Annotated in this window: 12 protein-coding genes; 8 read left to right on the top strand and 4 right to left on the bottom strand. The window is 71.0% G+C overall.

Annotation, left to right across the window (positions count from 1 at the left end; translation table 11 throughout):
- The first annotated feature begins 93 nt into the window (after positions 1-93).
- The 7 genes from FB561_RS32235 (at position 94) to FB561_RS32205 (ending at position 7,431) form a co-directional block, all read left to right on the top strand.
- On the top strand, positions 94-1,272 hold the full coding sequence (locus tag FB561_RS32235; RefSeq protein ID WP_145813814.1) for an MFS transporter: 1,179 nt from the start codon (positions 94-96) through the stop codon (positions 1,270-1,272).
- Positions 1,273-1,363: 91 nt separating this feature from the next.
- Entirely contained in the window at positions 1,364-2,482 is a 1,119-nt protein-coding gene (locus FB561_RS32230) for a nitrite/sulfite reductase (RefSeq protein WP_238335259.1), read from the top strand.
- On the top strand, positions 2,479-3,111 hold the full coding sequence (locus FB561_RS32225; RefSeq protein WP_145813812.1) for a precorrin-8X methylmutase: 633 nt from the start codon (positions 2,479-2,481) through the stop codon (positions 3,109-3,111). The genes FB561_RS32230 and FB561_RS32225 overlap by 4 nt, the downstream gene beginning before the upstream one ends.
- On the top strand, positions 3,108-4,622 hold the full coding sequence (locus FB561_RS32220) for a precorrin-2 C(20)-methyltransferase (RefSeq protein WP_145813811.1): 1,515 nt from the start codon (positions 3,108-3,110) through the stop codon (positions 4,620-4,622). The genes FB561_RS32225 and FB561_RS32220 overlap by 4 nt, the downstream gene beginning before the upstream one ends.
- Before the next feature lie 66 nt (positions 4,623-4,688).
- Complete coding sequence (locus FB561_RS32215; RefSeq protein ID WP_238335258.1) at positions 4,689-5,381, top strand: hypothetical protein; 693 nt, start codon at positions 4,689-4,691, stop codon at positions 5,379-5,381.
- A gap of 208 nt (positions 5,382-5,589) precedes the next feature.
- Complete coding sequence (locus tag FB561_RS32210) at positions 5,590-6,246, top strand: hypothetical protein (protein ID WP_145813810.1); 657 nt, start codon at positions 5,590-5,592, stop codon at positions 6,244-6,246.
- A 105-nt stretch (positions 6,247-6,351) separates the two neighbouring features.
- The gene (locus FB561_RS32205; RefSeq protein WP_238335257.1) at positions 6,352-7,431 is read left to right on the top strand and encodes an NAD(P)-binding domain-containing protein; all 1,080 of its coding nucleotides are present in this window, start codon (positions 6,352-6,354) and stop codon (positions 7,429-7,431) included.
- Positions 7,432-7,561: 130 nt separating this feature from the next.
- Here FB561_RS32205 and FB561_RS32200 read toward each other — a convergent pair whose 3' ends face one another.
- Positions 7,562-8,095, bottom strand: coding sequence for a GyrI-like domain-containing protein (locus FB561_RS32200; RefSeq protein ID WP_145813809.1), 534 nt, complete (start codon positions 8,093-8,095; stop codon positions 7,562-7,564).
- A 163-nt stretch (positions 8,096-8,258) separates the two neighbouring features.
- Between FB561_RS32200 and FB561_RS32195 the strand changes: the two genes are divergently transcribed.
- Positions 8,259-9,566, top strand: a complete 1,308-nt coding sequence (locus tag FB561_RS32195; RefSeq protein ID WP_145813808.1) for a glycoside hydrolase domain-containing protein — start codon at positions 8,259-8,261, stop codon at positions 9,564-9,566.
- Here FB561_RS32195 and FB561_RS32190 read toward each other — a convergent pair whose 3' ends face one another.
- From FB561_RS32190 to tatC, 3 genes are all read right to left on the bottom strand, one after another.
- Positions 9,567-12,410 (bottom strand): DEAD/DEAH box helicase, encoded by a 2,844-nt coding sequence (locus FB561_RS32190; protein ID WP_145813807.1) that lies wholly within the window; start codon positions 12,408-12,410, stop codon positions 9,567-9,569.
- Positions 12,411-12,488: 78 nt separating this feature from the next.
- Positions 12,489-13,361, bottom strand: a complete 873-nt coding sequence (locus FB561_RS32185; RefSeq protein WP_145813806.1) for a diacylglycerol/lipid kinase family protein — start codon at positions 13,359-13,361, stop codon at positions 12,489-12,491.
- A complete protein-coding gene (gene tatC, locus FB561_RS32180) occupies positions 13,361-14,122 on the bottom strand; it encodes a twin-arginine translocase subunit TatC (RefSeq protein WP_145813805.1) in 762 nt (253 codons plus the stop codon). Before tatC ends, FB561_RS32185 begins: the two co-directional genes overlap by 1 nt.
- Positions 14,123-14,134: the final 12 nt, after the last annotated feature.

Here is a 14,134-nt window from a genome sequence, read left to right as displayed (position 1 = left end):
CGATCGGCGGGAATGCGACAACGTCATCGCCGTGGAACCGCACTGTCGCGAAACCGCCGGTGTCGACGGCTCGGCCAGGCTGGACTGGCCGACATGGCTCTTTCGGAATCCACCGCCCCTCCGCTTCCCCGGACGCCGCTGCGCGCGTGGGCGGCCGTCTGCTCGGTGACGCTCGGCATCTTCACGATCGTGACCGCCGAGATCCTGCCGATCGGCCTGCTGCCCCTGATCGGGGACGACTTCGCGCTGACGCCGGGCCGGACCGGGTGGCTGATGACGATCCCGGGGCTGGTCGCGGCCGTCGCGGCGCCGATCGTCACGGTGACGACCCGCCGGCTGGATCGACGATCGATGCTGGCCGCCCTCCTCGCCGTGCTGGCGTTGTCCGACGCGCTGGCCGCGGCCGCCGAGGCGTACTGGCTGGAGCTGGCCGCTCGGGTCCTGGTCGGGCTGGTGATCGGTGGCTTCTGGTCGATCGGCGCCGGGCTGGCGGTCCGGCTCGTCCCGCCGCACGCGGTGGCCCGGGCGACCGCGATGATCTTCGCCGCCGTTCCGCTCGGCTCGGTGCTCGGCGTCCCGGCCGGAACACTGCTCGGCGAAGCGGCCGGGTGGCGGACGGCCTTCGCCACTCTCGGCCTGCTCACGCTGGTGTCCTTCGGCGCGCTCCTGGTACTCGCCCCGCCGCTGCCGCCCGTGGACGTGACCCGGCTAGGTGTACTCCGTGACGTGCTGAGGAAGCGGCAGACCAAGCAGGCGATGGTGGTCACCGCGATGATTGTGCTCGCCCACTTCGGCACCTATACGTACGTCACCCCGCTCCTGCTGGACGTCACCGGCGTGGCCTCCGAGCAGGTGGGCGTGCTGCTGCTGGTGTACGGCGTCGCCGGGTTCGCGGGGAACGCATTGGCCGGGGCGGGGATCTCCCGGGATCTGCGGGCGACCTTCGTGGCGGCCTGCGGGCTGTTGGCCGTTGCGACTGTGCTGCTGCCGATCGTCGGGCGCAGTACGCCCTTGGCGGTGGGGTTGCTGGTGGTGTGGGGGCTCGCGTACGGGGCTGTGCCGGCGTGCTCGATGAGCTTGTTCGCCCGGGTCGCGCCGCAGGCTCGCGAGGCGATGACGGTGGTGTTCACCTCGACCTTCCAGGCGATGCTGTCGACCGGAGCGTTGCTGGGCGGGCTGGTGGTGGACCTGGTCTCGGTACCGGCGGTGATGATCTGCGGCGGGCTGCTTGCGGCCGCGGCGCTCACGGCGCTGCTCCGGTGGGAGCGGTGACGCAGACCACAGGCGAAACCGAGCACGTAGCATCTCGGCTGTGCTCAGCTCTGGAAGGACTCAACCGGACCGTTGTCCGGGCGTTCTGGCTGTGCACGAAGCGGCCGACGGCGGGCTCGCCCGAGTACGGCTGCCCGGCGGCCTGCTCACCGCGGACCAACTGCGCGTCCTCCTGGAAGCGTCCACCGACCTGGGCGACGGCCGGCTCGAGCTGACGTCGCGGGGGAATCTGCAGATCCGCGCACTCCGGCCCGGCGCACCCCAGGAGCTGTCCGACCGCCTGTACGCCGCGGGCCTGCTCCCGTCGATCGCACACGAGCGCGTCCGCAACATCCTGGCCTCTCCCCTGTCCGGACTCGACCAGCACAGCCGGTACGACGTCCTGCCGGCCGTAGCCGAGCTGGATCGGCTGCTCTGCGCCGACCCTCGGTACGTCGAGCTGCCCGGGCGCTTCCTGTTCGCGCTGGACGACGGGCGAGGTGACCTGGCCACGGCCGGCGCTGACGTCGGCGTACGGATGGTCGATGCGGATCTGGCGGCCCTCCTGCTGGCCGGTGAGGACACGGGAGTCCGGGTGACGCCGGAGCGGCTGGCGACCGTTCTCGCAGAGGCGGCCGTGGCGTTCCTCGATGAGCGGTCGGCGCAGGGCTCGTCGGCATGGCGGCTGGCCGAGTTGGCCCAGGGACCCAAGGCAGTGCTCGCTCGGATGAGTACCGAGAACAGCACGGCCGAGCAGTTCGCGCCCGGCGAGCCGGTACGAGCGGGGCGCGTCGCGGACGCGTTGGTCGCCGTGGTCCCGCTCGGGAGCCTGGAGCGCCCGCAGGCCGAGGTCCTCGCCCAGTACGCCGTGCGCGGACTGCGGGTGACGCCGTGGCGATCCGTGGTCCTCCCTGGTCTCGCCGACGACGAGGTGGTTGAGCGGATCGCGGCAGCGGGGCTCGTGGTGGACAGTGAGTCGCCGTGGAACAAGGTGACCGCGTGCGCCGGGCGGCCGGGGTGTGCGAAGGCGCTGGCCGACGTCCGTGCCGAGGCCCGGCGGGTGACGCCCAGGTTGCCGGCCCGCCATCGGGCGGTGCACTGGTCGGGGTGTGAACGCAGATGTGGCCAGCCGGGCGGCGACTTCGTCGACGTGCTCGCGCTGGCCGACGGGTACTCGGTCGACGGCGGTCCCGCCGCGACCGCCGAACAGAGCGTGATGAGGATGCGGTGAGCAAGTACGAGTACGTGACCGACGGGGCGGAGATCTACCGGCGGTCGTTCGCGACGATCCGGGCCGAGGCCGCGCTGGCCGGGCTGCCGGCGGACGTGGCCCAGGTCGCGGTCCGGATGATCCACGCGTGCGGCATGACCGATCTGGTCGCCGACCTGGCCTGGTCGCCGGACGTGGTCGCCGCGGCGCGGAAGGCGATGCGCGCCGGAGCACCGATCCTCTGCGACGCCGCGATGGTGGCGGCCGGAGTGACCCGGCGCCGGCTGCCCGCGGACAACGAGGTCGTCTGCACGTTGAGGGACCCGTCCGTGCCCGCGCTCGCCGAGCAGTACGCGACCACCCGCAGTGCCGCCGCGCTCGACCTGTGGCTGGACCGGCTGGAGGGCTCGGTGGTTGCGATCGGCAACGCCCCGACCGCGCTCTTCCGGCTGCTAGAGCTGATCGAGGCGGGCGCGCCGAAGCCGGCCGCGGTCCTCGGCATCCCGGTCGGGTTCATCGGCGCGGCCGAGTCGAAGGAGGCGCTGGCGGCGAACGACCTCGGCCTGGAGTACCTGGTGGTCCGGGGCCGCCGGGGTGGCAGCGCGATCACCGCGGCCGCCCTCAACGCGATCGCGAGCGAGGACGAATGACTGGACGACTGTGGGGCGTTGGGCTCGGCCCGGGTGACCCCGAACTGGTGACGGTGAAGGCCGCGCGGCTGATCGGCGCGGCCGACGTGATCGCGTTCCACAGCGCGCGGCACGGCCGGAGCATCGCCCGCTCGGTCGCGGCGCCGTACCTGCGGGAGGGTCAGCTCGAGGAGCACCTGATGTACCCGCTGACTACCGAGACGACGGACCACCCCGGCGGCTACCAGGGCGCTATGGACGACTTCTACGCCGACTGCGCCGCACGGCTCGCCGCACACCTCGACGCGGGCCGCGACGTCGTCGTCCTGGCCGAGGGCGACCCGTTGTTCTACGGGTCCTACATGCACATGCACAAACGGCTCGTCGACCGGTACGACTGCGAGGTCGTGCCCGGCGTGACCTCGGTGAGCGGGGCGGCCGCGGTCCTCGGCCGGCCGTTGTGCGAGCGCGACGAGATCCTGACCGTCCTCCCCGGGACGCTGCCGCCCGACGTCCTCGCCGAGCGGCTGCGCGGTACCGACGCGGCGGCCGTGATGAAGCTCGGGCGCACGTTCGGCAACGTCCGGGAGGCGTTCGAGTTGGCCGGTCGCGCGGACGAGGCGTGGTACGTCGAACGCGCGACCACCGAGGCGCAGCGGACCGCGAAGCTGGCCGACGTGGATCCCGACTCGGTCCCGTACTTCTCCCTCGCGCTGCTGCCGAGCCCGATCAACAACACGTTCACCGCACCGCGGACCACGGTCCCGCCGGAGGGCTCGGTGACCGTGGTCGGTCTCGGCCCGGCCGGTCCGGAGTGGATGACGCCCGAGGTCCGCGCCGCACTGGCCACCGCCGACGACGTGATCGGGTACGGCCCGTACGTCGACCGGCTGCCCGACCGGGCCCGGCAGCGCAAGCACGGGTCGGACAACAAGGTGGAGTCCGAGCGGGCCGCGTTCGCGCTCGACCTGGCCCGCAAAGGGTCCCGGGTGGTCGTGGTGTCGTCGGGCGATCCGGGCGTGTTCGCGATGGCCAGCGCGGTCACCGAGGTCGCCGCGGAACCGGAGTACGCCGACATCGCCGTCCACGTGCTGCCCGGGATGACGGCCGCGCAGGCGGTCGCGAGCCGGGCCGGCGCGCCGCTCGGCCACGACTACTGCGTGCTGTCCCTGTCGGACCGGCTCAAGCCGTGGGACGTGATCGCGGCCCGCCTCTCCGCCGCGGCGGCCGCCGACCTGGCGATCGCGATCTACAACCCGGCCTCGAGGTCGCGGACCTGGCAGGTCGCCGCGACCCGGGACCTCCTGCTCGAGCACCGCTCCCCCGAGACACCGGTCGTGATCGGCCGCGACGTCGGCGGGCCGAGCGAGTCGGTCACCGTCACCACCCTGGCAGGTCTCGATCCCGAGACCGTGGACATGCGCTGCCTGCTGCTGATCGGTTCGTCGCAGACCCGGGCCGTGGACCGCCCGGCGGGGCAACTGGTGTTCACGCCACGCCGGTATCCGGACAGCACCCAAAGGGCCGGTTAAATCTCCGGTCAGTCCGCATGAGGGAGCGCCGGCCGGGGTAGGCGCACCTCCGCAACAGGCTGACCGGTGAGGAGAACAGAAGTGGTCCAGCAGCAGTACGGCGAGACCGACACCATGCCCGTCCCGGAATCCACGGCGTCGACCCAGCGGTACGAGGAGGCGCGCGCGGCCGCTCATCGGGCGATGACCAGCGTGAACGTGATCCCCGACCGGCCGCTGCCCGGCGACCCGGAGGAGCCGCAGAGCCTGTCGTACCGCGGGTTCAAGTTCGGCGCCGCGTTCTTCGGCTGGCTGGTCTCGCTGCCGATGGCCGTCCTGCTGATCGGTGGGACCGGAGCCGCGATCCTCGGGGGGAGCTACGTGCTCGACTACACCCGGTCGGACGCGGAGGCACAGGCCGGGACGGTCGCCCTGGTGCTCACCGTGACGCTCGGGGTCCTGGTCGCGCTCGCGTTCTTCACCGGCGGGTACGTCGCGGGCCGGCTGGCCCGGTTCGACGGGTCCCGGCAGGGGTTCGGGGTCTGGATGATCGCGTTCCTGCTGTCCATCGTCGCGGCGGCAGGTGGCGCGTACCTGGACAACGAGTACGACCTGCTCGGACGGGTCGACCGGCCCGACGTCCCGCTGGCGGCCGACACGCTGACCAGCGGCGCCATGATCGCCGGGGCCGCGCTGGTGATCGTCACCCTGCTCGCCGCGCTGCTCGGCGGGCGGTCGGGCCAGCGGTACCACGAGAAGATCGACAGCCTGCTGCCATGAGCGTCTCGACCGACCGGTGCGCGCCGGCCACCGTCCGCTGCCGGTACGCAGCGCACCGTCACGTCCAGCTCGCGCACTGTGACGCTCGCCGCCGGCACCGCTGCCGTCTCCGGGTGTGCTCACGTCCGGTCGCCGGACGCTGACGCATAGGGCACGGACCGGCGGGTACCGGATCTCCAGACGGGGCTGACTCGTGAGGAGAACCGACATGGTCCAGCACTACCGGGAAGACAGCGACGCCACCCAGCTCACTTCGCCGCCACGCCGGTTCAGCTCGGACGACACCGAGATCGACGACCACCAGCCGACCCACCGGGCCGACGTCCGGCCGTCGCCCGCCGCCGAGGTGGACCCGGTGTACCGCGGGTTCAAGGCCGGCTCCGCGTTCTTCGGCTGGCTGATCGCCGTCGGCCTGACCGTCCTGCTCACCGGCATCGTCGGTGCGATCGCGGCCGCCGTCGACTACGCGGTCAGCATCGACCAGGGAATGATCGACGCCCAGGCCGGCACCATCGGCATCGTCTCCGCGGCGGTCCTCCTGCTCGTCCTGGCGATCGCGTACTACAACGGCGGGTACGTCGCCGGCCGGCTCGCGCGGTTCGACGGCGCGCGCCAAGGCTTCGGCGTCTGGGGTATCGGCGTCCTGGTCACCGCGGTCGTCGCCGGAATCGGCGCGCTCGCGGGATCGCAGTACGACGTGCTGGACCGGGTGAACCTGCCCTCGATCCCGGTCGCCGACGACACCCTGACCACCGGCGGGCTGATCCTGGCCGGTGCCGTCCTCGTCGTCACGCTGCTCGCCGCGATCGTCGGCGGCAAGTCCGGCCAGCGGTACCACCGCCGGATCGACAGCAGCTGGGACTGACCCTTTCGGCTGCTGACACGCAAGCTCCTGACAGGCCCGGAAGCCGGATCACCGCGATCCGCCTTCCGGGTCTTCGTCGTTCCCGGCTGGTGGGGAAGAGTCCAGGTGGTTGGCGGTGTTGTGGTGGACGTGGAGACCCAGGTGGCGGTGATCGGAGCGGGCCAGGCCGGCCTGTCGGCGGTGTACCACCTGGTGCGGCTCGGGTTCGCGCCGTACGACGGGGTCGTGGTACTGGATCGCAACGCGCGGCCGGGTGGAGCGTGGCAACACCGGTGGGACTCGCTGACGATGCACGACGTGCACGGGATCGCGAATCTGCCGGGCGCCGACGTGCCGGCGAGTGCGGGTGACGAGCGGGCGAACGAGTTCGTGCCGGCGTACTACGCGGAGTACGAGACCAGGTTCGACCTCCCGGTCATCCGGCCGGTGACGGTCGAGAGTGTGCGTGCCGTGGACGGGCGGTTCCTGCTGACCACCGATCGCGAGCCTGTCACCGCCGACGCGATCGTCAACGCGACCGGGACGTGGAACCGGCCCTTCATTCCTTGGTACCCGGGCATCGAGACGTTCCGCGGTCGGCAACTGCACACCGCGGACTACGCCGGTGCCGCCGAGTTCGCGGGCCGGCACGTCCTGGTGGTCGGTGGCGGCGCTTCGGCGGTCCAGTTGCTCGCGGAGATCTCCGAGGTCGCGCGGACCACCTGGGTCACGCGCCGGCCGCCCGAGTGGCGGACCGACGGGGAGTTCGGGCCCGAGCTCGGGCGCAAGGTGGTCGCCAAGGTCGAGGAGCGGGTCCGGGCCGGACTGCCGCCGCGCAGCGTGGTGAGCGTGACCGGGTTGATGCTTCGCCCGCAGGAGCAGGCCGCGTACGACCGGGGCGTCTACACCCGGCTGCCGATGTTCGAGCGGATCACCCCGGACGGCGTGGCCTGGGCCGACGGGCGGACCGAATCCGTGGACGCGATCCTCTGGGCGACCGGCTTCCGCGCGGACCTCGCCCACCTCGCGCCGCTGCACCTGCGCGAGCCGTCCGGCGGGATCCGGATGGACGGCACCCGGACCGTACTGGATCCGCGCGTCCACCTGGTCGGGTACGGGCCCTCGGCCAGCACGATCGGCGGGAACCGGGCCGGCTTCACCGCGGCCCGCGACCTCCGCGCTCTGCTCCGCCCGGCCGCGGCCTGACGCACCCCCACCCCCTCGCCACGCCGCCATCTTTGGTGGGTCAACCCCGCAAGTAGTGCCTTGGCCCACCAAATTTCCGCGGGCCAACCCACCAAGTGCGAGGTCAACCCACGAAACGCATCCAGCTGCGTCAGGTGAGCGGGTCATGCGCTCGGAGCTGAGCAGGTACGGGGCGGGTGCGGCTTGGGGGTGAGTCCTTCAGGCGGAAGAGCAGCTCGGTCTCCCACTCGTTCAGGTCCGGGACCTCGATCGGGTCGGACTTGTAGATCTCCAGACGCGCACCCCAGTTGTTGCCGTCGGCATCCCACTCCAGGCCCTCGGCGTCCGCCCAGGCGAGCAGGTCGGCGGTCGCCTGCAGCAACCCGTCCGGATGCCCGAGGTGGGTGGAGCTGACGTACCGTCCGGCCGGCAGCGTCCCGGCCACGATCTCGCCCTCGCCGTACTGCGGCTCCTCCACCGGCACGCCGTTCTCCATCACCAGGCCGTGCTCCATGTCGACCACGTCGTACTTGAGGAACACCGGCCCGACGGGCAGGACGTTGCGGGCCGCGATCCAGCCGAACACCTCCTCGGTCCGCCGTGCGAAGGCGGCGATCCCGTCCATCGGCACCTTCGCCTTCAGCGCGACGTACGGCTGCTCGGCCCGCTCCACGATCTCCGGCATGACGCCTCCTCGGCCTCGGTGTGCTGCCTCATCCTGCCCGACGAGACCAGCACGCGGCGAGCACCTGGATCACGGATCGGTAGCGCCGGTTCGAGGGGCATTGCCTGCGCGTTCCTTCGGGCGTGTACTGCTGGTGAGGTTCAGCAGGGGGGATGTGGTCGCGGTGAAGCGATGGAAGTACCTGATGGCGGCCGGCACCCTGCTGGCCGGGGGGCTGGTGGCCGGCTCGGCCGGACCCGCCGTGGCCGAGCCGGCGACCGGCGTCGCGTATTCGGCCGGGTCGACGGCGACGCGGTACGTGGGGTGGGCGTTCGACACCTGCACGGCGCCGACGGTCGCGCAGATGACGGCGTGGAAGGCCTCGCCGTACAAGGCGGTCGGGATCTACATCGGTGGTGGGAACCGCGGTTGCCAGCAGCCACAGCTGACCGCGAGCTGGGTGAGCAGCGTGACCCGGATGGGCTGGCGGCTGATCCCGATCTACATGGGCTGGCAGGCGCCCTGCACGTTCAGCTCGAAGCCGTTCAAGATGTCGTCCTCGCCGACGACAGCGGGAACGCAGGCAACGGGCGCCGCCGCGGACGCGGTCGCCAAGGCGAAGGCGCTGGGCATCATCGGCGGCAGCGCGATCTACGGCGACATGGAGCACTACGACGTCAACGACACCACCTGTCGCGCGGCCGTTCTGCGCTACCTGTCGTCGTGGACGAAGGAGCTGCACCGGCAGGGATACCTCTCGGCCGTCTACGCGCACCAGAACTCCGGCGCCGTCCATCTCTCCGAGATCTACAACTCGACCTCGTACGCCCGGCCCGACGCCTTGTGGATCGCCCGCTGGGACAAGAACACAGGGTTGTTCAACTGGCCGACCGTACCCAACTCGTACTGGGCGGTGGGGCAGCGAGCCAAGCAGTACTGGGGTGACCACGCCGAGACGTACGGCAGTGTGACCCTCACCATCGACAGCGACCGGTTCGACGCTCCGGTCGCGTCCGTCGGCTTCGGCTATACGGTGACCGGCAACGTGTACTCGCGCACCGGGCCGGCGTTCTCGTATCCCGCCTCGACGGGCTACCCGGCCGGCTCGACCGTACGGATCCTCTGCCAGACCTACGGCCAGCAGGTGGGAACCACGACCGTGTGGAACAAGCTGACCACCGGAGCCTACGTCACCGACTACTACGTCAACACCCCGTCGAACACGACGTACAGCGCCCCGATCCCGGGTTGCAGCAACGCGTACCAGACGACCACCTCGTCGCTGAGTCGCCGCAGCGGCCCCGGTACGTCGTACTCGGTGCTCGGCACGATGCCCGCTGGATCGCTCGCGTGGGTGACCTGTCAGCGCAGCGGCTCGGCGGCCGGCACCACCAGCGTGTGGGACCGGCTGACCGACGGCAGCTACGTCACGGACTACTACGTGGCCACGCCGAGCAAAACGACGTACTCCGCTCCGATCAGACGCTGCTGATCACTCCGGCTCGTCCACCACGGACGCGTACGAGATGACGCCGCGGCGGATCTGGTCGGTCACCGCGCGGGCGGTCGCGCGCAGCGGCGTCGCCCCGGCCGCGTCGGCCACCTGCTCGGTCAGGTCGATCAGCTGCTTCACCCAGCGGACGAAGTCGCCGGCGGCCAGGTCGGACTCGTACAGCACCTCGCTCAGCGACGCACCGGACGCCCAGCGGAACGCGGCCCAGCAGAAGCCGAGGTCCATCGAGCGGAGGAAGTCGACCCGCATGTCCCGCTCCAGCGCGGACAGGTCGCGCCAGATCGCGCCCATCCGCTCCAGCCGGCTGCGCACCTCCCCGCGCGGCAACCGGGGCGAGGTCGGCTCGTCCTTGGACCGCGACTCGTAGACCAGCGCCGCCAGACAGGCCGCCAGCTCGGGCACGTCGAGGTCGTCGAACACTCCTTGCCGCAGGCACTCGGCCGCGACCAGGTCGAGCTCGGTGTAGATCCGGGCCAGCCGGTCACCGGCCTCGGTGGTCTTGTCGCCGTCGAGGTAGTGCAGCGCGTCCAGCACCTGGCAGACCCGGTCGAACTGGCGGGCGATCGTGTTCGTCCGCTGCTCGATCTTGCGCTGCACGTCGCGGTTCTCGCGGTCGAGCCGGAAGTACCGCTCGGCCCAGCGGGCGTGGTCCTCACGGTCCGAGCAGCCGTGGCACGGGTGCGCTCGCAGCTGGGCGCGCATCTCCTGCAGCTCCGGGTCGTCGGCGTGCGTGATCACGTCCCGGCCCTTGCTGCGCGACGGCGGCCCGTCCTCGCCGAGCTCGTCGCTGCGGACCCGCAGGACCTGGGCCAGCTCGCGGCGCTGTTGCGGGTTGCGCGGGTTGAACTTCTTCGGGATCCGCAGCGAGCCGATCGCCTCGACCGGGGTCGGGAAGTCGATCATCGACAGTTTGCGGACCTGCCGGTCCAGCGTCAGCACGGTCGGCCGCGGACCCTCCCGCTCCGACCGGAACCCCGGGTCGAGCACGAGCGCCCAGCCGGCACTACGGCCCGCCGGGATCCGGATGATGTCGCCGATCCGGAGCTTCTCGATCGACTCCTGCGCCTCGATCCGGCGATCCAGCTTGCGCCGCTTCGAGCCGGACGCCTCCCGGTCCCCGATCCGGCGACGCAGCGCGGCGTACTCGAGGAAGTCGCCGAGGTGGCAGTCGATGGACTCCTTGTACCCCTCCAGGGCCTCGGTGTTGCGCTGCACCTGCCGGGCCAGTCCGACCACGGCCTGGTCGGACTGGAACTGCGCGAACGACAGCTCCAGCATGTCCCGCGAACGCGCCCGCCCGACCTGGCGGACCAGGTTGACGGCCATGTTGTACGACGGGGAGAACGACGAGCGGAGCGGGTACGTCCGGGTGGAGGCGAGACCGGCGACGGCGCGCGGGTCGAACCCGGGCTGCCAGAGCACGACGGCGTGCCCCTCCACGTCGATCCCGCGGCGGCCGGCCCGGCCGGTGAGCTGGGTGTACTCCCCGGGAGTGATGTCGACGTGGGCCTCGCCGTTCCACTTGCTCAGCTTCTCCAGCACGACCGTCCGGGCCGGCATGTTGATGCCGAGGGCAAGCGTCTCGGTGGCGAAGACGACCTTGATCAGGCCGCGGGCGAACAGCTCCTCGACCACCTCCTTGAAGGCGGCCAGCATGCCCGCGTGGTGCGCCGCGATCCCCCGGCTCAGCGCCTCGGCGAAGTCGTGGTACCCGAGCACGCCGAGGTCCTCGTCCGGCAGGTCGGCGGTGCGCTCGGCGAGTACCCGCTTGATCTCGTCGCGCTCACTCGGCTTGGTCAGCCGCAGCCCGGACCGCAGGCATTGCAGCATCGCGTCCTCGCAGCCCTTGCGGGAGAAGATGAAGTAGATCGCCGGCAGCAGCGCGCCGGCGTCCAGCTCCTCGACCACGTCGGACCGGAACGGGGTGAAGTGGCTCCGGCTCGGCCGGTTCTTCGGCAGGTCGCGGCGGCGCCGTGGTTTGCGCGAGTCGTCCCGGAAGATCCGGTTGTCGTCCCGGGCGATCCGGACCAGTTGCGGGTTCACCAGGTCGCGGAGATCGGCCTGGCCCGACTGCGCCTTCGCCTTCGCCGGGTTGCCGGACTTGCCTGGCTTCTGCTTGTCCGGCGCCCCGACCCGGGCGGTCGGCGCCTCCCCCGCGAACAGGTCGTGCAGCCGCTTCCCGACCATGACGTGCTGGAACAACGGCACCGGCCGCTTCTCCTCCAGCACGACCACGGTGTTCCCCCGGACGGTCTCGAGCCAGTCGCCGAACTCCTCCGCGTTGCTCACCGTCGCCGACAACGACACCACGGCCACCGAGTCCGGCAGGTGGATCAGCACCTCTTCCCAGACCGCGCCCCGGGACCGGTCGGCCAGGTAGTGCACCTCGTCCATCACCACGTACGACAGCCCGAGCAGCGTGTTCGAGGCGGCGTACAGCATGTTCCGCAGCACCTCGGTGGTCATCACCACGATCGGCGCCTCGGAGTTGAGCGAGTTGTCCCCGGTCAACAGCCCGACGTTCTCCGCGCCGTACCGGTCGACCAGATCGCCGTACTTCTGGTTGCTGAGGGCCTTGATCGGTGTGGTGTAGAAACACTTCTGCCCCCGCTGCAGGGCCAGGTGCACCGCGAACTCGCCGACCAGCGTCTTCCCCGACCCGGTCGGCGCCGCGACCAGCACCTGATGCCCGTCCTCGAGCGCGGCACAGGCCCGCAACTGGAACTCGTCCAGCTCGAAGTCGTAGAGCGCCCGGAACTCCTTCACAGCGGGGTGCTCCTGGTCCGAGCGGAAAAGGGCGTACTTCTCGGACGGGCTACTCATACCCCCAATCTATGCGACCCCACCCCCAGAACCACGCGCCACCCGGCTGTCCGGCCGGCTCCGCTCAAGCGAAGACGGTCAGGCAAAGACCGTCAGCGCGCCCGGAGCGATCCCGATGTCGACGGGGAGCGGGCCGAGGATCTCACCGTCGGCGTAGGCCGTGACGCCGGGCGACTCCAGCCGGACCGACTTGCCGCGGTACGCCTGCACCATCGGGTGGCCGACGTGGGTTCCCTTGGAGAGCTTGGGGAACATCTGCAGCAACGTGAGCCGGGAGACCGGCTTGATCACGGTGATGTCGAGCAGGCCGTCGTCGATCTCGGCGCCGGCGCAGATCTGCAGGCCGCCGCCGTACGTCGGGCCGGTGCCGACCGCGACCAGCATCGCGTCGGTCTCGATCACCTCGTCGTCGATGGTGAGCACGTACGACAGCGGCTTGAACGTCCGCAGCTCGGCCAGCGTGGCCACGGTGTACCGGGCGTTGCCCTTGGGCCAGCTCATCGCGTTGGCGCGCTTGTTCACCAGGGAGTCGAAGCCGCCGGCGACGACCGTGGTGATGAACTCGTCCTTCGCCACCGCGAGGTCGACGGACCTGGTCCGGCCCGCCACGATCCGGTCGGCGGCCGCGCCCGGGTCGTCCAGTGGGATGCCGACACCGCGGGCGAAGTCGTTGCCGGTCCCGGCCGGGATCACGCCGAACGGCATCCCCGAGCGAGCCAGGACCTGGGCGCCGAGGTGGACCGTACCGTCGCCGCCGATCAGCGCGACCGCGTCGGCGCCGGACGCGATCACCTCGGCGGAGATCCGGCCGACGTCCTCGGCGCACGTCGTGGCGTACTCCGAGACGGTCAGGCCGGCCGCCTCGAACCGGGCCCGGACCACCGGGGCGACGCGGGCACCGAGGCCCCGGCCGCTGGTGGGATTCACCACCAGCGCGACGTGCCGGGTCATCAGTCGGCCAGCAGTTCTTCGGTCTTGCGGGCGCGGCGTTTGTCGTTGAACCGCGAGATCACCTCGGCGACCACGAACAGCAGGCACATCGGGATCGCCAGCAGGCACATCGTGAACGGGTCGCCGGACGGGGTCGCGACGGCCGCGAACAAGAAGATGGCCAGGATGATGTACGGCCGGAACTTGCCCATCGCCGCCGCGGAGACCACGCCGAGCATGTTCAGCAGGACCACGACCAGCGGGATCAGGAAGGCGACGCCGAACACCAGCATCGTCCGGATCACGAAGTCCAGGTAGTCCGGCAGCTCGACCAGGTTCTGGATGTCCAGCGGGGTGAAGCCGAGCAGGATCTCGATGCCCTTCGGCAGCGTCCAGTACGCGACCACGACGCCACCCAGGAACAACGGGGTGGCGATCGCCGAGAACAGCATCGCCCACCGGCGCTCGCTGCGGTGCAGGCCGGGCGCGATGAACGCCCAGAGCTGGAACAACCAGATCGGCGCGGCCGCGACCAGCCCGGCGAGCGCCGAGATCTTGATCTTGAAGGTCAGCGCGTTCCCGACGCCGGGAAAGGTGAGCTCCGGGATCTTCGTACTGCCCTGCTCCTTGGCCAGCTCGCGAACCGACGTCACGAACGGGCGGGTCAGGAAGTCGAACAGCTGGTCGTAGAAGATCCAGCCCACCACCGTGCCGATCACGATCGCCACGATGCATACGAACAACCGGTTGCGCAGCTCAGTGATGTGCTCGCGCAGGGTCATCCGACCCTCTTC

It is taken from the genome of Kribbella amoyensis, from assembly GCF_007828865.1.
Taxonomy (GTDB): domain Bacteria; phylum Actinomycetota; class Actinomycetes; order Propionibacteriales; family Kribbellaceae; genus Kribbella; species Kribbella amoyensis.
This window is presented reverse-complemented; position numbering and strand designations above follow the sequence as displayed.

Bases quoted from the DNA above. Each gene is read 5' to 3' on its own strand.
- FB561_RS32220 (WP_145813811.1), top strand. From the start codon at position 3,108: ATGACTGGACGACTGTGGGGCGTTGGGCTCGGCCCGGGTGACCCCGAA.
- FB561_RS32185 (WP_145813806.1), bottom strand. From the start codon at position 13,361: ATGACCCGGCACGTCGCGCTGGTGGTGAATCCCACCAGCGGCCGGGGC.
- FB561_RS32210 (WP_145813810.1), top strand. From the start codon at position 5,590: ATGGTCCAGCACTACCGGGAAGACAGCGACGCCACCCAGCTCACTTCG.
- tatC (WP_145813805.1), bottom strand. From the start codon at position 14,122: ATGACCCTGCGCGAGCACATCACTGAGCTGCGCAACCGGTTGTTCGTA.
- FB561_RS32190 (WP_145813807.1), bottom strand. From the start codon at position 12,410: ATGAGTAGCCCGTCCGAGAAGTACGCCCTTTTCCGCTCGGACCAGGAG.
- FB561_RS32235 (WP_145813814.1), top strand. From the start codon at position 94: ATGGCTCTTTCGGAATCCACCGCCCCTCCGCTTCCCCGGACGCCGCTG.
- FB561_RS32200 (WP_145813809.1), bottom strand. From the start codon at position 8,095: ATGCCGGAGATCGTGGAGCGGGCCGAGCAGCCGTACGTCGCGCTGAAG.